The sequence below is a fragment of the Brotaphodocola sp. genome, from assembly GCF_983179755.1.
Map to the genome: position 1 here is coordinate 75672 of NZ_CFAHBC010000003.1, position 25182 is coordinate 100853.

General features: G+C 48.7%; 20 protein-coding genes. 3 read left to right on the top strand and 17 right to left on the bottom strand.

What is annotated here, in order from left to right; translation table 11 throughout:
- Positions 1-38 precede the first annotated feature (38 nt).
- The 8 genes from mutY to AC4EVX_RS02380 all read right to left on the bottom strand — a co-directional run bounded on the left by mutY (position 39) and on the right by AC4EVX_RS02380 (position 7847).
- Positions 39-1196: an A/G-specific adenine glycosylase gene (gene mutY / locus AC4EVX_RS02345; RefSeq protein WP_490159481.1), complete on the bottom strand. Its 1158-nt coding sequence runs from the start codon at positions 1194-1196 to the stop codon at positions 39-41.
- Complete coding sequence (locus AC4EVX_RS02350) at positions 1183-2160, bottom strand: biotin--[acetyl-CoA-carboxylase] ligase (protein WP_177976898.1); 978 nt, start codon at positions 2158-2160, stop codon at positions 1183-1185. The genes mutY and AC4EVX_RS02350 overlap by 14 nt, the downstream gene beginning before the upstream one ends.
- Positions 2161-2163: 3 nt before the next feature.
- Complete coding sequence (locus AC4EVX_RS02355) at positions 2164-2469, bottom strand: DUF6637 family protein (protein ID WP_490159482.1); 306 nt, start codon at positions 2467-2469, stop codon at positions 2164-2166.
- The gene (gene argF / locus AC4EVX_RS02360; protein ID WP_308450698.1) at positions 2466-3461 is read right to left on the bottom strand and encodes an ornithine carbamoyltransferase; all 996 of its coding nucleotides are present in this window, start codon (positions 3459-3461) and stop codon (positions 2466-2468) included. The genes AC4EVX_RS02355 and argF overlap by 4 nt, the downstream gene beginning before the upstream one ends.
- A gap of 102 nt (positions 3462-3563) precedes the next feature.
- Positions 3564-4487, bottom strand: a complete 924-nt coding sequence (locus AC4EVX_RS02365; protein ID WP_177976931.1) for an SPFH domain-containing protein — start codon at positions 4485-4487, stop codon at positions 3564-3566.
- A gap of 5 nt (positions 4488-4492) precedes the next feature.
- On the bottom strand, positions 4493-4927 hold the full coding sequence (locus AC4EVX_RS02370; protein ID WP_177976932.1) for an NfeD family protein: 435 nt from the start codon (positions 4925-4927) through the stop codon (positions 4493-4495).
- A gap of 45 nt (positions 4928-4972) precedes the next feature.
- On the bottom strand, positions 4973-5770 hold the full coding sequence (locus AC4EVX_RS02375) for an RNA methyltransferase (protein WP_177976933.1): 798 nt from the start codon (positions 5768-5770) through the stop codon (positions 4973-4975).
- Positions 5771-5918: 148 nt separating this feature from the next.
- Positions 5919-7847, bottom strand: a complete 1929-nt coding sequence (locus AC4EVX_RS02380; protein ID WP_490159483.1) for an NAD(+) synthase — start codon at positions 7845-7847, stop codon at positions 5919-5921.
- 228 nt (positions 7848-8075) lie between these two features.
- On the opposite strand from AC4EVX_RS02380, the gene AC4EVX_RS02385 reads away from it, so the two are divergent.
- Complete coding sequence (locus AC4EVX_RS02385) at positions 8076-8507, top strand: RrF2 family transcriptional regulator (RefSeq protein ID WP_177976935.1); 432 nt, start codon at positions 8076-8078, stop codon at positions 8505-8507.
- 109 nt (positions 8508-8616) lie between these two features.
- Here the strand turns inward: AC4EVX_RS02385 and AC4EVX_RS02390 are convergent, their stop codons facing one another.
- The 3 genes from AC4EVX_RS02390 to pflB all read right to left on the bottom strand — a co-directional run bounded on the left by AC4EVX_RS02390 (position 8617) and on the right by pflB (position 14067).
- On the bottom strand, positions 8617-10341 hold the full coding sequence (locus tag AC4EVX_RS02390; RefSeq protein WP_490159484.1) for a Na/Pi cotransporter family protein: 1725 nt from the start codon (positions 10339-10341) through the stop codon (positions 8617-8619).
- A gap of 326 nt (positions 10342-10667) precedes the next feature.
- Positions 10668-11414, bottom strand: a complete 747-nt coding sequence (gene pflA / locus AC4EVX_RS02395) for a pyruvate formate-lyase-activating protein (protein WP_490159515.1) — start codon at positions 11412-11414, stop codon at positions 10668-10670.
- Positions 11415-11814: 400 nt separating this feature from the next.
- Entirely contained in the window at positions 11815-14067 is a 2253-nt protein-coding gene (gene pflB, locus AC4EVX_RS02400; protein WP_308450703.1) for a formate C-acetyltransferase, read from the bottom strand.
- Positions 14068-14365: 298 nt separating this feature from the next.
- On the opposite strand from pflB, the gene AC4EVX_RS02405 reads away from it, so the two are divergent.
- On the top strand, positions 14366-15664 hold the full coding sequence (locus AC4EVX_RS02405) for an NAD(P)-dependent oxidoreductase (RefSeq protein ID WP_490159485.1): 1299 nt from the start codon (positions 14366-14368) through the stop codon (positions 15662-15664).
- A gap of 271 nt (positions 15665-15935) precedes the next feature.
- On the opposite strand, the gene AC4EVX_RS02410 is transcribed toward AC4EVX_RS02405, so the two are convergent.
- The 3 genes from AC4EVX_RS02410 to AC4EVX_RS02420 are packed head-to-tail and all read right to left on the bottom strand — an operon-like array spanning position 15936 to position 19454.
- Entirely contained in the window at positions 15936-18116 is a 2181-nt protein-coding gene (locus AC4EVX_RS02410) for a DUF6449 domain-containing protein (protein ID WP_490159486.1), read from the bottom strand.
- Positions 18091-18996 (bottom strand): ATP-binding cassette domain-containing protein, encoded by a 906-nt coding sequence (locus AC4EVX_RS02415; RefSeq protein ID WP_177976903.1) that lies wholly within the window; start codon positions 18994-18996, stop codon positions 18091-18093. The genes AC4EVX_RS02410 and AC4EVX_RS02415 overlap by 26 nt, the downstream gene beginning before the upstream one ends.
- Complete coding sequence (locus AC4EVX_RS02420; protein WP_177976904.1) at positions 18993-19454, bottom strand: GntR family transcriptional regulator; 462 nt, start codon at positions 19452-19454, stop codon at positions 18993-18995. Before AC4EVX_RS02420 ends, AC4EVX_RS02415 begins: the two co-directional genes overlap by 4 nt.
- A gap of 419 nt (positions 19455-19873) precedes the next feature.
- Here AC4EVX_RS02420 and AC4EVX_RS02425 point away from each other — a divergent pair, with 419 nt between their 5' ends.
- Complete coding sequence (locus tag AC4EVX_RS02425) at positions 19874-20650, top strand: tRNA threonylcarbamoyladenosine dehydratase (protein ID WP_308450708.1); 777 nt, start codon at positions 19874-19876, stop codon at positions 20648-20650.
- A 276-nt stretch (positions 20651-20926) separates the two neighbouring features.
- On the opposite strand, the gene AC4EVX_RS02430 is transcribed toward AC4EVX_RS02425, so the two are convergent.
- The 3 genes from AC4EVX_RS02430 to AC4EVX_RS02440 form a co-directional block, all read right to left on the bottom strand.
- Entirely contained in the window at positions 20927-22069 is a 1143-nt protein-coding gene (locus AC4EVX_RS02430; RefSeq protein WP_177976906.1) for a PP-loop family protein, read from the bottom strand.
- 128 nt (positions 22070-22197) lie between these two features.
- Positions 22198-22911, bottom strand: coding sequence for a DUF6198 family protein (locus tag AC4EVX_RS02435; protein ID WP_490159487.1), 714 nt, complete (start codon positions 22909-22911; stop codon positions 22198-22200).
- Between the two features lie 210 nt (positions 22912-23121).
- The gene (locus tag AC4EVX_RS02440; protein WP_490159488.1) at positions 23122-24954 is read right to left on the bottom strand and encodes a 5'-nucleotidase C-terminal domain-containing protein; all 1833 of its coding nucleotides are present in this window, start codon (positions 24952-24954) and stop codon (positions 23122-23124) included.
- Positions 24955-25182 lie beyond the last annotated feature (228 nt).

Genomic DNA, 25182 nt, shown 5'->3' on the forward strand with positions numbered 1-25182 from the left:
CCGATTCCCCTTCACTCATTCCCAACGAAATAAATTACCTACTTTCCAGTTTCTCTCAAAATCTCTTTTGTATACCCGGCAAATGCACCCGGAAGCGGATAAGTTTCAATCAGATCCCTGCGCCCCACTGCGAGAAAGCGCTCCGGAACCGCACCGGAAAGCAACACCCGGTATCCAATCATTCTCCACTCAACATGAGAAAAAATGTGCTTTGTCTTCGGAAGTACCTCGACCTCAATGACCTGTCCCGGCTCAAATCCGAAGACTTCAGCAAGTTTCTCCGGCTCAAGCTGTCCGTCCGCATTCGGAAGCTCGTAAAGCCCTGCAAGAAGCCCCTGATCCGGTCGTTTTCCGATCGCAATCCGCTGACTCTGATCCTCGAGAATACATACGGTACGCTCCTCAATCCTGCGCTGTTTTTTCGGCGTCTTGACTGGGATCTGTGCGGTCAGATTCCGGCGATGCGCCAGACACAGCGACTCAAACGGACAGACCATGCATTTCGGCTCACCGTTTGGCACACAGACAATCGCTCCGGTCTCAATCAAGCCCTGGTTGAACTCGCTTGCGCGCCCCTGCGGGATCACACTCTGAAGCAGAGATTCAACTTTTCGTCTCGTCGCCGGTTTCAGGATATCCTCTGTACTCGCCATCACTCTCGAGATCACGCGAAGCACATTTCCATCGACTGCCGGAACTGCAATTCCAAATGCAATCGAGGCAATCGCCCCCGCAGTGTAACTCCCGATTCCCGGAAGTTTCAGAAGCTTTTGATGGTCAGCCGGGATCACCCCGCCGTATTCTTCCACAATGACCTGAGCCGACTTTTTTAAGTTTCTGGCACGGCTGTAATAGCCGAGTCCCTCCCAGAGTTTCATCAGCCGGTCATCGGAAACCTCAGCGAGATCTGCGACCGTCGGAAGTGCGCCCATGAAACGCTCAAAATAGGGCTTTACCGCCTCCACCCTCGTCTGCTGAAGCATAATCTCGGAAATCCAGACGCGGTACGGCTCGGGATTCTCCCTCCACGGAAGAATCCGGCGATTCTTCTCATACCATGCAAGCAGAGGACGAACTCCCGCACGCAGACGCTCCTCCTCCGACATTGGACTCTCCTTACTCTCTGCAACCTGAATCCGGTCGTAGAGATGATCAAGATGATTAAGTTCGTCCTGAAACGTATCAAACATATCCATAAATGCCTCGCACGGACACCTCGCCTGACATGACTTCGCGCATCTCGCCGTTTGTCTCCACAATCAGCTCACCGGTGTCTGTGATTCCGTGAGAAATGCCGAGATAGTCTCCCTTAGGTGCAAGTACCTTTACCTCCCGCCCAATGTTGACGAGATGGGAATTGTACTCCTCTTTCAGAAGACTCAAATCCAGCGTCTTCTTGTAGGTCTCATAGAAGCCCTCCCACGCCTTTAAGATGCTTGCGACAAGCGGGGCACGGCGCACAATATGACCTGTCTCAATCGCAAGCGAGGTCGCCGTCTTGCTGATCTCCTCCGGGAAATCTTTCGTGTTGACATTGATGCCGATTCCGACAACGACGTAGCGAATGCTGTCCTCCTCTGTGCTCATCTCCGTCAAAATACCGCAGATCTTACGTCCGTTTAACACGATGTCATTCGGCCACTTGATCTGACAGTCAAGTCCGGTCTGCTCACGAATGCCTTTCTCTACCGCCATCGCTGCCACAAGCGTCAGCATCGACGCATATTCCGGCGCAAAATCTGGTCGCAGAAGAAAGCTCATCCAGATTCCGCTTCCTCTCGGAGAAGTCCATGCACGCCCTCTGCGCCCTTTTCCTGCCGTCTGAATCTCCGCAATTGCAAGCGTTCCATCCGGCGCACCATTTTCCGCCATCCGTCGGATCTCATTGTTCGTGGAATCAATCTCATCGATAAACCGAAGATTTCGTCCAAGGCTCTTCGTCTCGAGCACACTCGCAATCTCTGCCTCCGAGAGAACATCCCCGGCACCGCAGAGGCGGTATCCCCGGCTTCTGACCGCCTCGATCTCGTATCCCTCTTCTCTCAGCTGTCCGATGACCTTCCAGACCGCTGTGCGCGATACGCCGAGCCGGTCACACAATTCCTGACCGGAGACGTAACCATCCGTCTCCTTCAGACATGTCAAAATTTCTGTCTTCACTTTCTACCTCCAGATACTGACAGCGCTGATGATCCCCACTGTCAGAAGAAATACGGCAAGCAGTCCATATAAAAGCCCTGCCGTCCGGCCTCTCCGGTCATGTCCTGCCGACTGAAAACGAAACCACCCATTGACTCCGTTTAAAAAGGACGCCAGCCAGAACACTGCCGGAAACAAGATCCGGTTCTTCGCCGGATCTAAAAAAGCCAGCACCACGCAGACGACGACGAGGATTCCCACCACAATGTGAAGCATATCCAGAATCATCGCCATACTGCGCGGATTTCTCTTTTTTTCTCTCAAAATCATCCCTGCTCTCCAAGCGTGGCAACCATAACCGCCTTAATTGTATGCATGCGGTTCTCTGCTTCCTCAAAGACTCTTGAGCACGGTGCCTCAAATACCTCATCAGTGACTTCCATGTCGGTGATGTTAAATCTCTCGCCCATCTCCTTGCCGATCTTCGTCTTCAGATCGTGGAAAGCCGGCAGGCAGTGCAGGAAGATTGCCTGTTCACCTGCATTCTTCATCACATCCATCGTTACCTTGTACGGACTCAGCTCGTTGATACGCTCTGTCCATACCTCATCCGGCTCGCCCATCGATACCCATACATCGGTGTAAACGACATCTGCGCCCTTGGTTCCTTCCATCACATCCTCGGTCAGCGTGATCGTACCGCCGGATGCCTTTGCGTACTCCTGGCACTGTGCGACAAGCTCCTCGTTCGGGAAGTACTTCTTCGGTGCACATGCAACGAAATGAAGACCGAGCTTTGAGCAGACTACCATCAGGGAATTGCCCATATTGTAGCGAGCATCGCCCATGTATACAAGTTTTACGCCCTTGAGACGACCGAGCTGTTCACGGATCGTCAGCATGTCAGCGAGCATCTGGGTCGGATGGTACTCGTTTGTCAGACCGTTCCAAACCGGAACACCTGCATACTTTGCGAGCTCCTCAACAATCTCCTGACCGTAACCACGGTACTCGATTCCATCGTAGATTCTGCCGAGCACGCGGGCAGTATCGGCAATGCTCTCCTTCTTTCCGATCTGAGAACCGGTCGGATCGAGGTAGGTGGTTCCCATTCCCATGTCATGAGCGGCAACCTCAAACGAACAGCGGGTTCTCGTGCTCGTCTTCTCGAAAATCAGAGCAACGTTTTTTCCTCTCCAGTGGTCAACAAGAACGCCATCTTTCTTTTTCTTCTTCAGATCTGCGGCGAGATCAAGCAGATACAGAATCTCCTCAGGTGTAAAATCCTTCAGTGTCAGAAAATTTCTTCCCTTTAAATTCATCGTTTTGTTCTCCCTGTGTCTCAAATTCTCAAATGTAGTTTTTATAGATTTTGTAGTTTGATGTTTATAATTTGTGATTTCTAATTTGTGATTTTGGTTTCTCTAGTCTTCCTTTGCAACTTCCACAACAGACTTCACAAGACCTGCCATATTCTGAATCTCTGACGGAATGATGATCTTTGTCGCCTTTCCGTCCGCAATCGTCGCAAATGCCTCGAGACTCTTGAGACGCAGAACCGCCTCGTCAGCGCCGGCTTCCTTGAGGAAACGAAGTCCGTCTGCATTTGCCTTCTGAACCTTTAAAATCGCCTCAGCCTCACCTTCTGCCTCGCGGATTCGCTTTTCCTTTTCTGCCTCAGCATGAAGGATCGCAGCCTGTTTGTCAGCCTCTGCGTCAAGAATTGCAGACTCTTTCTTACCCTCTGCGACAAGGATCGTTGACTTCTTCTCACCTTCCGCGCGCAGGATTGCCTCACGGCGCTCACGCTCTGCCTTCATCTGCTTTTCCATCGCATCCTGAATTGCAGCCGGCGGAATGATATTTTTCAGCTCAACACGGTTTACCTTGATTCCCCACGGATCTGTCGCCACATCAAGGGAAGCTCGCATCTTCGTGTTAATCGTCTCTCTTGATGTCAGCGTCTGATCAAGCTCGAGATCACCGATGATATTTCTCAGCGTTGTCGCCGTCAGGTTCTCAATCGCCATGATCGGGTTCTCGACTCCGTATGCAAACAACTTCGGATCGGTGATCTGAAAGAACACAACCGTATCGATTCGCATCGTAACGTTATCTTTTGTGATTACCGGCTGGGGAGCAAAGTCAACGACCTGCTCTTTTAAGATGACTCTCTTTGCCACACGGTCAATAAAAGGCATCATGACGTGAACGCCAACCGACCACGTTCCCATGTAAGCACCGAGACGTTCCACAACAAGAGCCTGCGCCTGCGGAACAATGCGCACGCAGGATGCCAGCACCATCAAAACCACAACCAGAAGCACCATGAAAATGATCAGTCCCATAGATGTTACCCCTCTTTCCTTGCACTCACAATCAGTTTTACACCCTGTATCTTTCGGATCTCCACGATCGTTCCCACAGGATAAATCTCTTCGTCACTCTCTGCTCTCGCTGTCCATTCCTGCCCGTTCACCATCGCAGTTCCAGTCTCTTTCCGATTGTCGATCTCTGCCGTCACGCGCGCTTCACTTCCAACCAGACTGTCCACATTTGTCTTTTCTGTGTGTGTGATACAGTGTTTTGCAAATGGGCGTGTAAGAAACAGAAGCAGAAACGAAATCAGCACGAAACCGACGAGCTGAATCCCGGTGCTAAAGCCAAGCAGACAAAGCAGAAATCCGATAAATGCTCCTCCTGCAAACCAGATCGTCGTCAGTGCCAGAGTTGCAATCTCGATCGCAATCAATACAACGAATACAATCAGCCAATAGATCGGTGTCATTTCAGGAACCCCCTTTCTGATTATCATACTATATTTCCAAATCCATTACAATCCCCTGCGCTGGCGTGCCGCCTCGAACATCAGGACGGATGATGCAACCGCCGCGTTTAAGGATTCGACCCTTCCGCACATCGGAATCCGCACCCAGATGTCCGCTTTCTGCGCTGTCTCCTCTTTCAGACCGCTCGCCTCGTTTCCGATCAGAAATGCAGAATCATCCTTGTAATCTTCCTGATCATAGGAATTCTTTCCGTCGAGATGAGCCGCAAACATACGGATTTTCTTTGATTTGAGCTTGGCAAGTGCAGAGTCAAGATCCTCGACGTAGACGAACGGAACGCGAAGGATCGAACCCATCGTTGAGCGAATGACCTTCGGGTTATAAATGTCGGCAGTCGAGGAATCCATGATGATTCCCGTGACTCCTGCACCCTCACCTGCACGCACGATCGTTCCGAGATTTCCCGGATCCTGAAGATGCTCAAGCACCATTAAAAGTGCTGGTTTTCCGCTCTCTGCCCGGGTCTTCGTGACATCATCAAGCTCGTAGTGATACTGGCGCACGAGAGCCAGAACCCCCTGCGGAGACTGGGTGTCGGACATCGCGCGAAATACCTCGTCGCTGACAAGTTCGACATGGCGAACGCCGTTTTTGAGTGCATTCGCCTCTTTTCCTTTTGCAAAACTCTCGGACATGTAGAGTGTGTGAATCCGGTCTTTCGGAATCTCCACACACATGCGAAGTCCCTCTGCGACGAAGAGGTCTTCCTCTCGTCTCGTCTTCGCCTTTTTTACAAGTGCACTTACATATTTTATCTGTTTGTTTGTTGTACTGCTAATCACTGCAAGAATCCTTCCTTGTTATGAATTATAAAGGGCTCCTCCGGCGGGTAAAGTCATACAAACTCGCTCTCGCTCCGGGTTCGATGTACTTTCCCGCACTCCGTCGCCACACATACCATGATATATTCACCCTGAATTATGTTGTTTTTCAGATCGTCTCCAGATCTGCCATCCAGATGTTTCGGGAGGCATCACTCGGCATGCGCAGGTCTCCTCTCGGGGAAACAGCTACGGAACCGACCTTCGGTCCATCCGGCAGGCAGGAGCGCTTAAACTGCTGTGCGAAGAAACGGCGATAGAACACATTGAGCCATTTCTTGATGAACTCCGCCTCATACTCCCCTGCAAATGCGCGAAGTGCCATGCGGTAAATCTTTGATGGCATATAGCCGAAACGAAGCACATAGTACAGGAAGAAATCATGCAGTTCATACGGTCCGACGAGATCTTCTGTCTTCTGGGAGATCACACCATTCTCCGGCGGAAGAAGCTCCGGGCTGACCGGCGTGTCAAGCACATCGAGAAGCACATCTCGGAGTTCTTTCTCTCCACAGGTGTCTGCAAAGTAGCGAACGAGATGGCGGACGAGAGTCTTCGGAACGGATGCATTGACGCCGTACATCGACATGTGATCGCCGTTATAGGTCGCCCAGCCAAGGGCGAGCTCCGACATATCGCCGGTACCGATGACGAGACCGCCGACCTGGTTTGCGGTATCCATGAGAACCTGGGTTCTCTCACGCGCCTGTCCGTTCTCGTAGGTGACATCGTGATTTTCCGGATTTTGACCAATATCGGAGAAATGCTGGTTTACGGATGCACGGATGTCGACTTCTTTTAATGTCGCGCCGAGCTTTTCGGTCATCCGGCAGGCATTCTGGTACGTTCTGTCTGTCGTTCCGAAGCACGGCATCGTCACGGCATGGATCTGATTTCTCGGAATGTTTAAGAGATCAAATGCACGCGCAGTGACGAGCAGGGCAAGCGTCGAGTCAAGTCCGCCGGAAATTCCAAGCACGACATGCTTAGCTCCGGTGTGTTCCAGACGTTTTTTCAGACCCATTGCCTGAATCATGAAGATCTCCTCACAGCGACGGCTTCTCTCCGACATATCGGACGGAACAAACGGACGGCTGTCGATATAGCGAAGAAGTTTCTCCTGCTGACATTGTTCCATCTCCTCCGTGTTTAAAGAAAACTCAATCGTCTTATATCCGGTCTGATCCGGTGCCGGGCAGGTCGTTGTCTTTCTGCGCTCGGAGCGGAGACGCTCAAGGTCAAGATCTGCGCAGATTGCACTCGGCCGGAATCGCTTCGACTGCGCGAGGATCGTTCCATTCTCCGCAATGATATTGTGACCGCCGAATACGAGATCCTGAGTCGACTCTCCCTCTCCTGCATTTGCATAGACATATGCACTGAGAAGGCGGGCAGACTGACCGCTGATCAGCTCTCTGCGGTAGCTGTCCTTGCCGACAACCTCATCACTCGCGGAACAGTTCGCAATCACCGTCGCTCCGGCAAGCATATGGCGGATGCTCGGCGGACACGGAACCCAGACATCCTCACAGAGCTCCGATGCAATCACAAGCTCCGGATGCTCCTTGCATGCAAACAGCAGGTTTGTTCCCATCGGGACTTCTCCGTCCTGCCATTTCGTCATCTCCGGAATCTGATTACCCGGCGTAAAATGACGACGCTCATAGAACTCTGAGTAGTTTGGCAGGTTGATCTTCGGAACGACACCGAGAAGTCTGCCATCGCAGATTGCTCCGGCTACGTTGTAGAGCTTTCCCCGATGCATCCACGGAAGTCCCACAAAAACAATCATGTTGAGTCCCTTTGTATAGAAAACAATCTTTCCAAGTTCTCCTCTTGCACCCTCAATCAGCGCATCCTGCAAAAACAGATCTCCGCAGGTATATCCCGTTAAACAAAGTTCCGGAAAGACCATGAGTCCAACACCCTGACTGTGTCCCTCCGAAATCAATTTACAAATTTCTTCCCGGTTATAGACCGGATCTGCCACCCGAATTTTCGGAGTGACAGCTGATACACGGAAAAAACCGTCCTTCATATTTTTTTCCTCCTATATATAAGGGACAATCCCTCTTATGAACTCGATATAGTGAGTCGATTATAGCATACTTTCCCGCTTTCTGGTTTACTTTTTGAGAATTATTTTGTACAATAAGGGTAATCTTGCATTGCTATTCAGAGATTTTCGCATTTTCTCAATAAAAAACGTGCAAAAGGAAGAGCAATCCAACAATGGGGAACTGAACTTCAAGGGAGCGAATAAAAAATGAAAATTTCCACAAAAGGGCGTTATGCCCTCCGCATGATGATTGAATTTGGATTAAATCCAGACCAGTGCACAAAGATCAGTCAGGTTGCACAGCGTCAGGGGATCTCTGATAAATACCTCGAACAGATCGTGACACTGCTTCACCGCGCCGGTTATGTGCGCAGTATCCGTGGTGCTCAGGGTGGTTATATGCTGACCAAGAAGCCGGAGGAATATACCGTCGGCATGATTCTTCGTCAGACAGAGGGAAGCCTCGCGCCGGTTGCCTGCCTCGACGACGACATCAACCAGTGCGAGAAGGCAGACCGCTGTGCGACTCTAACGGTCTGGCAACAGCTCAAGGACGCGATCGACCAGTGCGTTGACAGTGTGACGCTTGCAGATTTGATCGAGGAGCAGAAGCGCAAACCAGGATACAATCTGATGTAACAGAAAAGATCCAGAAATCAATTAAAAAGCAATCAAAAAAGGACTTTCCAAACTCATGCTGAGGTGGCAACGTAATCACCTCAATACGGGAATGGGAAGTCCTCTCTTATTATGCCTGCTCTCCTGTGATCGACATGTTCTGCATCTCGTTGTTCTGATACAGTTTCTGGAAAGAGATGTTATCCATCGCTTCCTCGGAAATGCTGACGCAGTTATCCGCAATACGGTCAATGTTGTAAAGTAAATTAGAATATGCCTTTGTCAGATCAGAGGAGCATGCATTTTTTTCTACTCGAGACAGATGCGCCTTGTTGTTCTGCTTCTGCAATTTTCGGATAATCTCTTTCTTCTCATAAACTTTTTCGACAATGTTCTTGTCTCCGTTTTCGATCGCTTCCATCGCACTCCTGAAAATCGTCTCAAGCGTATCAATTCCTGTCTCTAACTCCCGGCATGCATCCTGAGAAAAGACTCCACCCTTACTCTCGGAAAGCTGTGCGACCTCGCTGATCTCCTCACAGCGATCTGCGATTCGGTCCATGTTGTTGTTGATGTAGAGCAAACCCGAAGCCTGCTCCGACTGTTGCTGTGTCAGCGTACCGCTTGAAAACATTTTTACCATATAACTGCCGATCTGCTCCTGAAGTTTCTTTACCGCATGATGCATTTCTGTAAAATTCTGATAAGCCGTCTGAGGATCGTCCCCGATGAAAGAAAGTTTCATGCTGTCAATCATCCTGATCACGAACTCGGATACTCTTGTGATCTCCTCGGAGACCAGATACAGCGCTACGGTCGGCTGAGAAATCACACGGTTTTCGAGATATTTCGGCTCATAGGACTGAAGGCTCTGGCGATCCTGTCCCCGCACAAGGAAGGTGACAATCTTGACCATGACCGGGATCAATGGCAACCACACGAGCGTGCAGACAACATTAAACGTCGTATGCGCATTTGCAATCTGTCTAGAAATCACATCAAGCTCTGCACCCTTCGGGGAGATCAGGCGCACAAATCCTGCGAGCACCGGGATAAAGAACAAAAAGACAATACTTCCGGTGATATTAAAAATGCTGTGTGCAAGTGCCGTTCTCTTTGCGTTTTTCGACTGTCCGATCGAGGCGAGAAGTGCCGTGATCGTTGTACCGATGTTGTCTCCAAGAAGAATCGGAATCGCGCCGGTCAGACCGATCACACTCGTCACTCCATCCGGTCCGGGCTGGGACGCAAAATTCTGAAGAACCGCAATCGTCGCGGAACTGCTCTGTACAACAAGGGTCATTCCCGCACCGAGAAAGACTCCAAGCACCGGAAAATGCGAAACCTTTCCCATCATATCGACAAAAAACGGGCTTCCTGCGAGCGGTTTCATGACCTCGCCCATGATCTCAATTCCCTCAAAAAGCAGACCAAACGAAAAGATTACCATGCCAATGTTTTTGATTTTTTCTTTTTTTCCGACAAAGTTTAACAGAAATCCAATAAAAATAATCGGGTAGATATAGTTACTGATCTTAAATGCCATCAGCTGTGCAGTCATCGTCGTACCGATATTCGCACCAAAGATGACGGAGATCGCCTGTGGCAGACTCATAAGTCCGGCACTCACAAAACCAATCACCATAACTGTCGTTGCAGAACTGCTCTGAAGAACTGCGGTGACCAGAGCTCCAGCGAGCGCTCCCATAACTGCATTTCTTGTAAGGAAACTAAGGATCTTCTTCATTCCCTCTCCTGCGGCCTTCTGAAGTGCATCGCTCATGCTGTTCATTCCATACAGAAACAGTGCAAGACCACCGATCAGACCAAAAAAGATCTTTACATTCTCATTCATTTTCGCTTCTCCTTTGTGAAAATTTCCTCTTCTTCCATTTCTTCTTCACTGATGTTCATCATGTTTGTCGAGATAAATATAATTGGTCATGAAAAATCCTCGGTTAAAGCGAAGTTAAATCTATGTAAAATTTTGGTCTTTTTCTGCCTTGATTTGCTAAAATTATGTAAAAAAACGACCCATATACGAAATTCCTTAAGTGATCCTCTCGTATACAGGTCGTTTTTCCTGTTAATTTCTTATTTTATTTCGTTCATTTCTTGTCTTGTTTCTGCAACCAATTCCAGTTCTTCGATCCGTTTGTTTCGCTCAGTTCATTCCGTTTCTCAGTCGTTGTGCACCAGAATCTGCTCCGCAAGCGCAGTCTGCTCCTTCGTCGGAGTCGGCACGCCGTCGAGCGGATAGCTGATTCCGAGTTTCTGCCATTTTGCAAGACCGAGTGTGTGGTACGGAAGAACCTCAACTCTCTTTACGGTCTTGAGCTCCTTGATCAGCGCGTCAAGCTCATGCAGTCCCTGCTCATCATCGGTGATTCCCGGAACAAGGACATGGCGAATCCACATATCTTTTCCGATCTCAGACAGATATTTTGCCATCTGGACAATGTTTGCATTGTCCCAGCCAGTCAGCTCCTTGTGCTTTGCCGGGTCGATCTCCTTGAAGTCAAGCATCACGAGATCCGTGTTCTTCATCAGCTCATTGAACTTGGACAGAAACGGCTCTTCCATCGTAAACGGATTTCCTGCGGTATCTAAAACCGTGTTGACTCCATGCTGTTTTGCAATCTTAAAGAACTCATTCATAAAATCGATCTGAAGAAGAGGTTCACCACCGCTGACAGTGATTCCGCCGTCTTTTCCCCAGTAGTTCTTGTAGCGGTATGCACGCTTGAAGAGATCCTGAGGTGTCCACTCCTCACCGCCCTCAAGTGCCCAGGTCTCCGGATTATGGCAGTACTTACATCTCATCCGGCATCCCTGCACAAAGATAACGAAACGCACGCCCGGTCCGTCCACAAGACCGAAGGTTTCAAGGGAATTGATATGTCCCACGACTTTCTCCATTTTCTGCATCATTTCTGTGTTGCTCATGTGTCTATTCCTCCAAAAAATCCATCATTCAAAATTCACTGAATAGTTGCGTTTATTTCTATTATATATACATTTCACTATATATACACCTCATATATATACAAATCGTGCCTATATTTTATATCTTTATACAATTTATATTTATACATTTTTTATGTATATATTGTATATTATCGTATATATATTGAAATGTATACATTATGCATGCATCGTACCTACATGCATCGACTTCAACACGATTCCCGCTTTTCTTCACATCCAGATGCAGGAAGAAAAACGCTTCCTTTAGAAACAAAACGCCGGTTTCCGGCGGGAAAACTCCCGCCGGAAGCCGGCGCCTGTAAAGGCCGGACGGTCATTCCGTTCCGAATCCAAGTAAAAATTACATCGTAGCGTGGCAGGTTCTGGAGATAACATCCATCTGCTGCTCTCTGGTCAGGTCGATGAACTTTACAGCGTAACCAGATACACGGATGGTGAAGTTTGCGTACTCCTCCTTCTCCGGATGCTCCATAGCATCGATCAGCTTCTCAGTACCGAATACGTTTACGTTCAGGTGATGAGCGCCCTGATCGAAGTATCCATCCATAACCTGTACCAGGTTGTCGATACGCTCCTGCTCGCTGTGACCAAGTGCGTCCGGGTTGATGGTCTGGGTGTTGGAGATACCATCCAGTGCCCACTCGTACGGCAGCTTAGCAACGGAGTTCAGGGAAGCCAGCAGACCGCTCTGCTCTGCGCCGTAGGACGGGTTAGCACCCGGGGATAACGGCTCGCCTGCTCTTCTTCCGTCTGGCATGTTACCGGTTGCCTTACCATATACAACGTTAGAAGTAATGGTCAGGATAGAGGTAGTAGCCTCGGAATCACGATAGGTGTGACGCTTCTTCAGCTTCTCTAAGAAGGTCTTTAACAGCCATACAGCAATGTCATCTGCACGGTCATCATCGTTACCGTAACGCGGGAAGTCGCCCTCGGTCTCGAAGTCCATGATCATGCCTTCCTCATCACGGATAGCCTTAACCTTAGCGTACTTGATTGCGCTCAGGGAGTCTACTACATGAGAGAATCCAGCGATACCAGTTGCGAAGGTTCTGCGTACATCGGTATCGATCAGAGCCATCTCAGCTGCCTCGTAGTAGTACTTGTCATGCATGTACTGGATCAGGTTCAGGGTATTTACATACAGACCTGCCAGCCAATCCATCATAACGTCGTACTTCTTGATAACCTCATCGTAATCAAGATACTCGGAGGTGATCGGTCTTAACTCCGGACCAACCTGCTCTCTGCTCTTCATGTCGCGTCCGCCGTTCATAGCGTACAGCAGGCACTTAGCCAGGTTTGCACGTGCGCCGAAGAACTGCATCTCTTTACCAGTCTGAGTAGCAGATACGCAGCAGCAGATGGAGTAATCATCGCCCCATACCGGCTTCATAACGTCATCGTTCTCGTACTGAACAGAGCTGCTCTTGATGGAGATATCTGCTGCATACTTCTTGAAGTTGGTCGGGAGCTTGGAGGAGTACAGAACAGTCATGTTCGGCTCCGGGCTCGGTCCCATGTTCTCTAAGGTGTGCAGGAAACGGAAATCGTTCTTGGTTACCATGGAACGACCGTCTACGCCGATACCACCAACTTCCAGGGTTGCCCATACCGGGTCTCCGGAGAACAGCTGGTTGTAGGACGGGATTCTTGCGAACTTAACCATACGGAACTTCATTACCAGATGGTCGATCAGCTCCTGAGCCTGCTCCTCGGTAAGGGTACCGTTCTCAAGATCTCTCTCGATATAGATATCAAGGAAGGTAGAGATACGACCAACGCTCATTGCAGCACCGTTCTGGGTCTTAACTGCTGCAAGGTATCCAAAGTACAGCCACTGAACTGCTTCCTTTGCGTTCTTAGCCGGCTGAGAAATGTCATAGCCGTAGGACTGAGCCATAACCTTCATCTCTTTCAGAGCCTTGATCTGCATGGACAGCTCTTCTCTCTGACGAATTACATCATCAACCATGGTGCCATCTCCGCAGTTAGCGAAGTCGTTCTGCTTCTCCTGGATCAGGAAATCGATACCGTACAGAGCAACACGACGGTAGTCGCCTACGATACGTCCACGACCATAGGTATCCGGAAGTCCGGTAATGATCTTGTTGTGACGAGCTTTCTTCATCTCTGGAGTGTAAGCATCAAATACGCCCTGGTTATGAGTGCGGGTGTACTCGGTGAAGATCTTGTGCAGTTCCGGATCCGGCTCGTAACCGTAGTTCTGGCAAGCCTGCTCAGCCATCTTGATACCGCCGTACGGCATGAATGCTCTCTTTAACGGCTTATCGGTCTGAAGACCAACAACCTGCTCAAGGTCCTTATCAGCCTCGCTGATGTAACCCGGATTATGGGAGGTGATACCGGAAACGATGTGAGTATCCATATCCAGAACGCCACCCTTAGCACGCTCCTCTTTCTGCAGTCCCTGAAGAATTCCCCACAGCTTGTCGGTAGCCTGGGTCGGGCCAGCCAGGAATTTCTCATCACCATCATACGGCTTGTAGTTAGCCTGAATGAAGTCTCTTACATTAACTTCCTCTTTCCAGAGACGGCCGTTAAAGCCTTCCCACTGATCAACGTGCATCATAAATGCAGTCCTCCTTTAAAAATGTTTAAAAATTCATTGGGTCATTAAGTTATCGTTATTTTGTTCACATTTGACAATCAGTATCATAACATAAATTTTTGAAAACACAAGCGCCTTATTCATAATTTTTCTCATGTTTGTTAGAAAGTACACAACCCTTGTATTTATTAGGATACATGTCCGAATTTTCTATCAAAAAGTGATAATTTCCCGTCTTTTCGAGCATTCTCGAACTGGATTCAGACGGACTTTTATGCTAAAATGGATACAACTTGTTACATTAAAGGAGGATTTTTCTATGGCACTTCACGTTATGGATGAAGCAAACCGCTGTCTGGGATGTAAAGTCCCCCAGTGTCGGAAAGGATGTCCGATTTCCACCCCGATTCCGGATGTCATCCGCTTACTCAAAGATAATAAACTTGACGAAGCCGGCAGAATTCTTTTTGAGAACAACCCGCTGACAACGGTTTGCAGTCTCGTCTGCAACCACGAAAATCAGTGTGAGGGACACTGTGTTCTCGGACGAAAAGGCGCACCGGTTCATTTCTCCACAATTGAAAGCTATATTTCGAGTACCTATGCATCAAAGATGACAGCCGGTCCGAGCCCATCAAACGGAATCAAAGCTGCAATCATCGGTTCCGGTCCTGCGGGTCTGACAATCGCAGTCATCCTCTCCCGCTACGGCTACGATGTCACAATCTTTGAGGGCAAGGACAAGATCGGCGGTGTCCTCCGCTACGGTATCCCGGAATTCCGTCTGCCAAAGACTGTCCTCGAAGATTTTAAGTACCGTCACATTGATCTCAAAGGCATTAAATTCCGCCCGAATACCCACATCGGCGGTGCAATCGGCATCGATGACCTCTTTCGCGACGGTTACAAGGCAATCTTCGTCGGCACCGGCGTCTGGAAGCCGAATGCCCTACACATCAAGGGCGAAACCTTCGGAAATGTCCACTTCGGTATCAACTACTTAAATAATCCGGACAGCTACCGCCTCGGTGAGCGCGTGATTGTCATCGGTGCCGGAAATGCCGCAATGGATGTCGCAAGAACCGCCCTCCGAAAAGGAGTCCGCGAGCTGACCTGTTTCTCTATCACAAAAGAGGTCGCGGCGAGCAAGCACGAGTTCAGCTACGCCCAGCTTGAGGGTGTCCAGTTTGAATTCAACAAGAAGCCGGTTGAGATCAAGGACAACGGCGTGATCTTTGAGGACATCGAGGAAGCTGAGGACGGCACACTGACCATCATTCCAGGAAGCGAAACCTTCTACCCGGCAGACAGTGTGATCATCTCAATCAGCCAGGGACCGCAGAACCGAATCGTCACCACAACGACCGGACTTGACGCAGACCGCCGTGGTCTTCTCGTCGCAGACGACACCGGTCACACGACCCGCCCGGGAATCTTCGCCTCCGGCGATGTCGTAAATGGCGCACGAACCGTTGTCGAGGCAGTCGCCCACTCGAAGGTTGTCGCAGAGTCCATGCACCGCTACATGCAAAACCTCGTTCACGGCGAGACACCGAAAGAAGCCTTTGCCGACAGCGAGGGGAACAAGCAGGAAACAACACCGACAAATGCAAACTAGCACAAACCGGTAACCACTATCGGCGAACCGGCGACAACGCATCACAGATAATGAATCATAGCTAACGGATTATCGCTAACGAATCACGGATAAACAAAATACGCAATTTCCTGTGATGCAAAAGAAAAAAATATGATACAAAAAAAGAGCGCTGGAAAAAAATGAGTTTGTCTTCTCACTTCATTCTTCCCATCGCTCTTTCTTTTATGCGTAATTAACTCACATGATCCTGTTTCTGTATTTTACAACTTATCGCTTGATTTTTGTGCTTCTACTGTGGCTTTGCCTGATTAAGCAGTTCCCTCACAAAGTCCGGAACCTGATCTTTCGGGAACTGTACATCATACTCGAGAGTCTCTCCATCTTCTGCGATCGTGACGGTCACGTTGAGATCTGAACTCTGATAGAAACGATTATAATAGAGCATTCTCGGCTCTGTCATCACGTTCCGAAGTTCGTCGATCTGCTCTGGATCTGTGATTGTGATCGTCCGGTACTTATCTCCTCTGTAATCGTAAATCTGCACGGAACGGATGTCTGCCTGTGCATATTTCAAGTCAATCTCGATTCCCTGTGCCTTCAACAGTGCAATCGTCTTTGTGAAGGACGGATAAACCGGATAGTAATTCATATCTGTGAATGAATTATAGTTCCAGTAGCGGGAAGGATTCGTTTCCTGCTCGCGGTTTTTGCGCTCCTGCCACTCCAAACTCTCTCTCTCCGGCGCTGTCACGAAACGGACCAGACCAATCGGAGCTTCTTTCTTGAGACGCTCAAGTGTCATAGTGGAGAAGTCATCCTGATAAGCCTCAAGAAGTTCTTTTTTCTGTGTATCTGTCAGATCGGTAAGTTTTGTCTCCTTCGTTCTGTCCCTGCGGAAATAAATCGAATCCACGTTTTCTGCACTCTGCGCGAGAAGCGGGAAGTTCGCTTTCTGAAATTCCTCGTCTGCAAACAGGCGATTGACTGCCTCGGAGACCGAATCCAAATCAATGTAATACTGACGATATACCTTGCGTCCGCTCTTTAGCTCATAGGAAATCATCACCTGATAGATCGACTTTGTCTCGTCCTCATCAAAGTAATCGATCGCCTTTGCCTGATAAATCGGATTTACCGACGAGAAATCTCTTGATGTCTGCTCCACACCGGCAGTCGCAAGTGCCAAAATGTTTTCCACATCTGTGCTGTGCATCCGACTGAAAACTGCCTTTGACGTATTCTCAGCGTCAAAATCCCAGGTTCCATCCTCCTTCTGCTCAAGCATTCCGTAATCCACCCATCCGTTGAGATCCCTCATCCAGACAGCACCGGATTTCACCTTACCTGCCGACGGGAGATAGCGGTCATATCCAAATGTATCATAGCGGAACACAAAGAGCACTGCCACTGTCGCGAGAAGGTAGGCAACCATCTGTCCGCGGTTTTTAAAGAGCTGGCGGAAGTCAAAGTGGTAAATAATCTCGATCACACAGTGGGCGAGAACGACTCCGCAGATAACTCCAAACACTGCCCATCCGGTTGATTTCCGAAATTCCCAGAACATCAATGCCAGACTGAGACCGGAGAGAATCGCGATCGGAATCCGAATGATCGGACCGCTCACCGAAAATGCCATCGCCTTTCCGCTTGCCTCTGACGGACGTTTGCGGTAAAGCCAGAGACTGAATCCTGTCAGCAGAGCGGATACCACCCACGCCATTGCAACCCCACCTGCAATCGCATGTTCCGTCTGATACTTTTCAATCTGCATCAGGTATTCCATAATCGGAGAAATTCTTCGACTCATCTCGAATGCCTGCTCTCCCATGTCATACGCATACGTCTGGAAAAAAGTGGAAAAATATCCCTGAAGGATCGTCGATGCAAGCGGAATGAAACCCGCCAGAATCATGCATCCAAGAATTCCGACAATGAGATTTCCGGTCAGCATTGCCGATGTAATCACGGTCGTGTAGATCAACATAAAGTACGTCATATGAAGTCCAAACGCGGTCACTGCGACCGGGATAATCACCGAAGACTCCACTCCGTTTCCGATTGCAAGGACAACTCCAAGTGCAAGGGAAATCGCATACGGAAGTGCCAGAATCACGATTCCGTCCACGAAATTTACTGCAAAAAACATTTCCCGGCGCACCGGAAGGCTGTGATAAAAGTCCACCTTACTGCGCGAATTCAGGTACGAAAAACCGCTGAGTCCGCAGACAAGTCCGGCTACTGCCATCACGAGAACCATCATGCCGTTCTCAAAAGACAGCCAGGTCTGGATCTGATCTCGATACCACAAAAGTCCCTGCTCATAGATCGGATAATCCTGAATCTCCCCTGCAAGAAAGGCCACGGTTACCGGATACAGGAAAAAGAATCCGATTCCGATCAGGGCAAGCGCCCAGATTCGACTTCTCAAATCTTCTTTCATCAGCTTAAAAAATAAGTTTTTTGACGTCATAACCGACTACCTCCGTTTCACTGATAAAGATTTCCTCAAGGGAAAGTGGAATGGTCTCATAGAAAATCGGATCTGCCTTCTGCATTGCAAACTCCACATGACTCAAATCCCCTCTCACGGTCAGAGTCATCAGTTTTCCTCTCTGCTCTGTCTTGAGAATCTCAAGTCCAAAGCTTTGAAGATCTGCGGGCTTCATGCCCTCGCGGAGCACGCACTGTACTTTGTGGATATTCATCTTCATCTCATCGAGATCCTTGCTTAAAAGAATTCCGCCTTTATGTAAGAGCCCCACATGATCGCAGATGTCCTCAAGCTCACGCAGGTTGTGGGAAGCAATGATCGGTGTCAGATTTCTCTCCTCCATATCACTTGCAAAAATACTCTTGACCGCCTGACGCATCACGGGATCAAGTCCGTCAAATGTCTCATCACAGAACAGATACTCGGTTCCGGCGCAGACTCCGCAGATCACGGAAACCTGCTTTTTCATTCCCTTTGAGAATGTATTGATCTTTCGCTTCTCATTCAATCCAAAACTTTTCATCAGCGAATGAAAACGGGCTTCGTCAAAATTCGGATACACAATCCGATAATACCGCATCATGTCCAGTGGAGTCGCATTTGCAAAGAAATGCTGGTCATCGGAAATATAAAAGAATTTTCTCTTTGCCTCTTCATTCTCAAACACATTCATCCCGTCGATTGTGATGATTCCCTCATCAGGTCTCAGCACTCCTGCTGCCATTCGGATAAAGGTACTCTTTCCTGCGCCATTCGTTCCGATCAGACCAAAAACACTGCCTTCCCTGATTGTCGCATTGATATGGTCAACTGCCGTAATACCGTCAAATCTTTTTGTGAGATTTACCGCTTCAATCATACGCTTTCTGCCTCCCCCTTCTGATTTTCTTTTTCAGAATTTTCCGAGTTTTCCAAACTCTCCGAAATTTCTGAAGCTTCTGAATGATCTCTTGCATAGCAATCATAGACTTCACCGGCTGTCTTAAGAAATTCTTCCCGGCTGATTCCGATCTTTCTTGCCTCCTGTGCGAGTCCCTCCATCTTTCTTGCAAGTTCCCGCTCTCTGGCATTGCGGAGCTTTCGGATACTCCCGACGAAACTCCCCCGCCCTTTCACGGTGTAAATGAATCCGTTTCGCTCCAGCTCCCCGTAGGCTCGCTGTATTGTGTTCGGATTGATCGAGAGTTCCATCGCCAGACTCCTGACTGAGGGCATCTGGCTGTCCTCCTCGAGCACCCCTAAGAGCATCAGCTCCTGCAATTTTTCTGCAACCTGCTCATATATCGGACGGCTGTCTTTATAGTCCAGCAAAATCATCCGCCTCACTCCTTTCGGTTCTCTGTTTTGATTTTGCTTCTAAATTTGAGTTTGCTTTTCCTGTTTTGGGTGGTTCTTCCCGTGTATTATAGTGTACTATGCTTCTTAATACACTTATATCACATTAAGCATGAAATAGCAAGTGACAGATTTCTTACGTTTTTATGACGCTGAGTCTTACCGTTTCTCATGATCCTAATCTCACAATCTCCATCGACTTGTGTGAACACATCAATTCCTGCGCTTCTCATTGACACTGACTTTTTGGAATGATATGATGAATCCGATTGTAATCTGATTATTTTTGTAGGATTTAAAAAAGAAACTAAAAACTCACTTGATGAATAATCCAGTGCCAGACCAGACGTAAATGAACATACGAAGCGGACACTGAGAAAGAGAAAGAGGAAGGATTCACTATGCTTAATCAATTTTCAAGAACCGAACTCCTGTTGGGAAAAGACAATATGGAACGCCTGAAAAATGCCCGCGTTGCCGTATTTGGAATCGGCGGAGTTGGCGGATACACCGTTGAGGCACTCGCCCGCACCGGTGTCGGCACCCTGATCCTGATCGACGATGACAAGGTTTGCTTAACGAACATCAACCGGCAGATTCTTGCAACGAGAAAGACCGTCGGCAGACAGAAAATCGAAGTTGCCAAAGAGAGAATTCTTGAGATCAATCCAGATGCACAGATTATCACCCACCAGACCTTCTACACCCCGGAGACTGCCGACCAGTTTGATTTCACGCAGTACGATTATGTAGTTGACGCGATCGATACCGTAACCGGAAAGATCCAGCTCGTGTGTCAGGCACAGCAGGCAGGCACGCCGATCATCAGCTGTATGGGAGCAGGAAACAAGATGGACCCGACCGCATTTAAGGTTGCCGACATCTACAAGACTTCTGTCTGCCCGCTCGCACGCGTCATGCGCCGTGAGCTGAAAAAGCGCGGAATCAAGAAACTCAAGGTTGTCTACTCTGAGGAGAAAGCACTGACCCCGATCGACGACATGGCAATCAGCTGTCGTTCCAACTGCATCTGCCCACCGGGAACCGTCCGCAAGTGTACTGCCCGCCGTCAGGTTCCGGGAAGCAATGCGTTTGTTCCGTCCGTGGCCGGTTTGATCATTGCCGGAGAAGTCATCAAGGATCTGACAAACCCGGCTGAGTGGGCTCAGTCAAAGTAAGACGATCTCGGAATCTCTAAGAAACCAAATACAAAGTAAAAAAGAATGTGCCCTGGCACATTCTCGCGCCGAGGCGCGGTTGCCTCGGCAACCATCTTCCCCTGCGCCGAGTGCGCATCCTCGCGGAGCGTTTTTGTATGATAGGACGCAATTTCCTATCATACAAAAAAATTCGTAATGGCTTTCCGTTCCCACGGTAAGGGGATACCATGGATACGGAAAGCCATTACGAATTTTTGTTCTTTTATTTTTTCTGAACTCTGATTCTTTGTCCTTTTACTTCTTCTCGTCGTACCAGTCTAAGAACCGATGCGTCTGACCATCTTTCTTATATGCGATAACCGTATTCAGGTTGACATTCTCCACACTCTTGAAAATATTGCTCTCAATGAATGGGTTGATCTTCTTCAAATCACGGATCAGATTCTTGATCTCCATGCGCTTTGACACCGTGCGTCCGTTCGGATCGCAGGTCGTACAGGTGTCCGTGAAGTGGCATGCACACTGGATAAAACGCAGATCATTGTAATCGCGCCAACGCTTGATGTCATCCTCACGAATCAGATAGAGCGGGCGGATCAGCTCCATTCCTTCAAAGTTTGTGCTGTGCAGTTTCGGCATCATCGTCTGTACCTGACCGCCATACATCATTCCCATCAGAATCGTCTCGATTACATCGTCATAGTGGTGACCGAGCGCAATCTTGTTGCATCCGAGTTCCTGTGCCTTGTGGTAGAGATAGCCACGGCGCATGCGGGCGCACAGATAGCACGGGGATTTTTCGACGCTGTACACCGCATCAAAGATCTCCGTCTCAAAAATCGTCACCGGAATTCCCATGAGTTCCGCATTGTGTTCAATGACCTTGCGGTTTGCTTCACTGTATCCCGGGTCCATCACAAGAAAGACAAGCTCAAACGGGAACTTGTTGTGACGGCGCAGTTCCTGAAATAGCTTTGCCATCAGCATCGAATCTTTTCCGCCGGAGATACAGACTGCGATCTTGTCGCCCTCTTTCACAAGTTCATACTCATTGATCGCCTTGGCAAAACGGCTGAACAGCTCCTTGTGGAAACGCTTGCGAATACTCTTTTCTATGTTCGCACGGCGCTCCTCGATGTCATCCTCCTGTGCCATCTGCTTCAAAATCCAGCCGGAATATCCATCATCGAGACTGTACGCATCATAGCCAAGTTCATCAAGTTCATCCGCGAGATCTACGCTGATTACACCGCGAATGCAGTAAAGAATAATCTTTTTCTCCTTATCGAGGCGTTCCGGATGAAGGCGAATCTCCTCCATATCCATGTGAATCGCTCCCGGAATAAATCCGTGCTGGTACGCATCCTCATCGCGAATGTCGATCAGCTGATAGCATCCCTTCTCCAATTTGTTTAATTCTTCAATCGATAAAACCATTTCATCCTCTTTCTTATCTATCAAATGTGTCGAACACACTCTGTTACCAAATTTTTATGAAATAAAAAATACAGGAAGTCTGCGAAAATGCAGACTTCCTGTATTGTAAACCAAACCATTTCCTTTTGTCAATAAGCACTCCGACTTCCCGCCTGCTTACTCAAAAATGAGACAAATTCGAGGTGGCGATCCATGATCTCCCCGATCTTTCCGATCACCTTTCCCATCGTGAACGCCGCAAGCACGGTTCCGATTCCGAGTCCATCGATATGACCGAGAACCGCAAACGTCAGAATCGCTGTGACTGCCAGACAGCACACATCAAATGTCACTTTCACGCGAGAATACGGGATCTTTGTGATCGCAGAAACCTCGCGTGGGAACAGATCCGTCGGCACGATCGGCATCTTACATCTGTTTGAGAGCGCGATACCGACACAGAGCGTCAGATAACTGATTACAAAGTAGGCAATTCTCAGCATCATCGTCTGCGGAAGCAGATCCACCCACGATTTATGTACATCGACAAAGATACCAAAAAAGAATCCCACAACAAAACTGAACAGATACTGCGGAACAAATTTCTTCCGCATAATCAGCAGACTCAGAACCAGAATTCCCTGAAAGATGTACGTCCACATTCCAAGCGTGAAGACCGGAAGCACTTTTGCAAACGCATACGGCACACTCGAAATCGCGGAAATTCCAGAGCCGGAGTGAAGCATCAGAACAACGCCAAAGCTGTTAATCAGCACAATGACAAGAAGTGCGAACTCCCCGCGCAGTACAAGTTTTCCCTGATGATTTTGATGATTCTGTTCTGCTTTTAAACTTGATTCCATTTTTCTTTATCCTTCTTTCTGTCTCTTCCCCCCGGAAAAGAAAGCATGTTGCAGGATTCTTTTTCTCAATACAATGATTTGCTCATTCGTCCATTACGACTCTTTTGACCCATTTTCTTTCAACGATTCAACAATTCACCTGATCTAATTTGATCGTTTAATCCTAATTCCTAACGATTGATCGTTTTTACCTTTACGAAACAAATAATACTACTTGATTGTAATGCGGCCCTGTCCCAACGGATTTGCATACTCTGCTCCGACATTTCCGTCAAGATATGTGTTGATGTAATCAGAAAGCGCATCGACATCGACCATAACTTCATCTTTGAGGATCTTCGCGCCTGCAAACATCGTCATACCATCTCCCGCAGACTTGAGCATGTAGTTGTGCGAGGAAACCGTGTACGTCCGATTCAGATCAAGCGGTTCGCCGTTTACCATCACATCGGTAACGCGGTAAGCTCCGGAAACTCCGAGGAAATTGCCCTTTTCATCCAGTTTTACGCTGGTCGGAATCGAGGTGTCGATCGTGTACGTCACACCGGATACCTGAAGAAAACCACCACTCTCCTCCGGAGCATTCTTCGATGCCATCTCGAGAGCGTCCTTGAGTTGCTGTCCAGTGATCTCAATGAGACACATCATATTTCCATACGGGAAGACCGCAAGCGTATCCTCGTAAGTGATGTTTCCAGTTGCGATCGAACTGCGGATTCCACCTCCATTGCTCAGACCGATGTCTGCGCCAAGCTCATAGCGGTAAGCATCTGCGGTCAGATCTCCAAGGTTTGTCTCCGCATTGCGGACTGCGCGCGCGCCGGTCTCCGGATTCTTGTCCGTCAGATCGACATCTGTGTGACCAAGCACGGTCTTCAAGCTCTCCTGATAGATTGCCTGAATCGACTTGATGTAAGCATCCGTCTGCGCATCCACAGCTTTGCCAGCCTCATTCACGATGGCACTGCCCGGAATCGTCAGCGCCATACCCGGGTGAATCAGGTTCTTGTTGCGGATCTTGTCGCGGTTTGCGTTGTATATTTCTCTCCAACGAGAAGTCGAGCCGAGCTGTGTCTTTGCAATCTTGCTCAGATTGTCGCCCGCCTTGACGGTATAGACAGAAGCAGTATCCTGTGCCAAAACTTCATCGACAAGCTCAGTTGTGATCGTGCCGTCTGCCTTGATCGTCAGCTTTCCGATATCCTTGAGCTTTGTGCCCGTCTGGGTCAGTGGAATCTGCTTGCCATCCTTATTGGCAACAGTCTTATTCGGAACTGTCTCATGAGAGTGACCATCAATCACCGCATCAATTCCACTCGTGTGCGCGATTACCTGATCAGAAGTCCAACGCTCCGTCGTTCCCTCCTCTCCGAGATGACCGACGAGAATGACGTAGTCTGCACCGGCATTTTTCGCCTCGTCAACCGAAGTCTGAATCTTTGCATACAGGCTTTCTCCGCTCTCATCCTCACAGAATCCGTAGATGTATGTTCCACTCTCATTCTGGAAGTAAGATGGTGTGGACTTTGTGAAGCTCTCCGGTGTACTTGCCCCCACAAGTGCCACCTTCACTGCCCCGAACGTAAACATCTTATACGGAGCAAATACCGGCTTTCCGGTTCTCAAATCCATGAAGTTACTCGAGTAATATCCGCAGTCCAGCTTTTTTGCAAGCTCGAGAAAACGGTTCATTCCGTAATCGAACTCATGGTTTCCGGGAATTGCAAAATCATACCCGACCTGATTCATGATGTCGATCAGATAACTGCCTTCCGACAGCGTGCCGATCGGCGCTCCCTGAATCGCATCTCCGGCATCCGCCAGAATCACATACGGAGTCTGCGTCTGCATCTGTTTCTTGTAGAGAGCAAGACCTGCGTAACCGATGTTGTCATCCACACCACAGTGGACATCGTTCGTGTACAGAACAACGATGTCCTTGTCCCCTGCAAATGCAGAAAACGTCATGCCGGTCGTCAGACTCAGCACCATCGCCAGACTCAAGATCCAGCTGAGCAGTTTTTGGAAACATTTCTTTGCCATACCTCATCCTCCTCTTTTCTCAGAGCGAGTCCGAGTCCCTCGGACCAGCTCCAAAATCGTTTATCAGTGACCTTGGTAACCCTGAATTTCAAGGTATTCCCATAGCATCTCTGGAATATTCCTCGAAATTGTCATGATGATGAGTTGATTATAGCAAATTTTTCTGAATCTTAAAAGCAATTCCCCAAAATACGCAAAAGAATGTGAAAGAAAAAACAATCTTTTTTT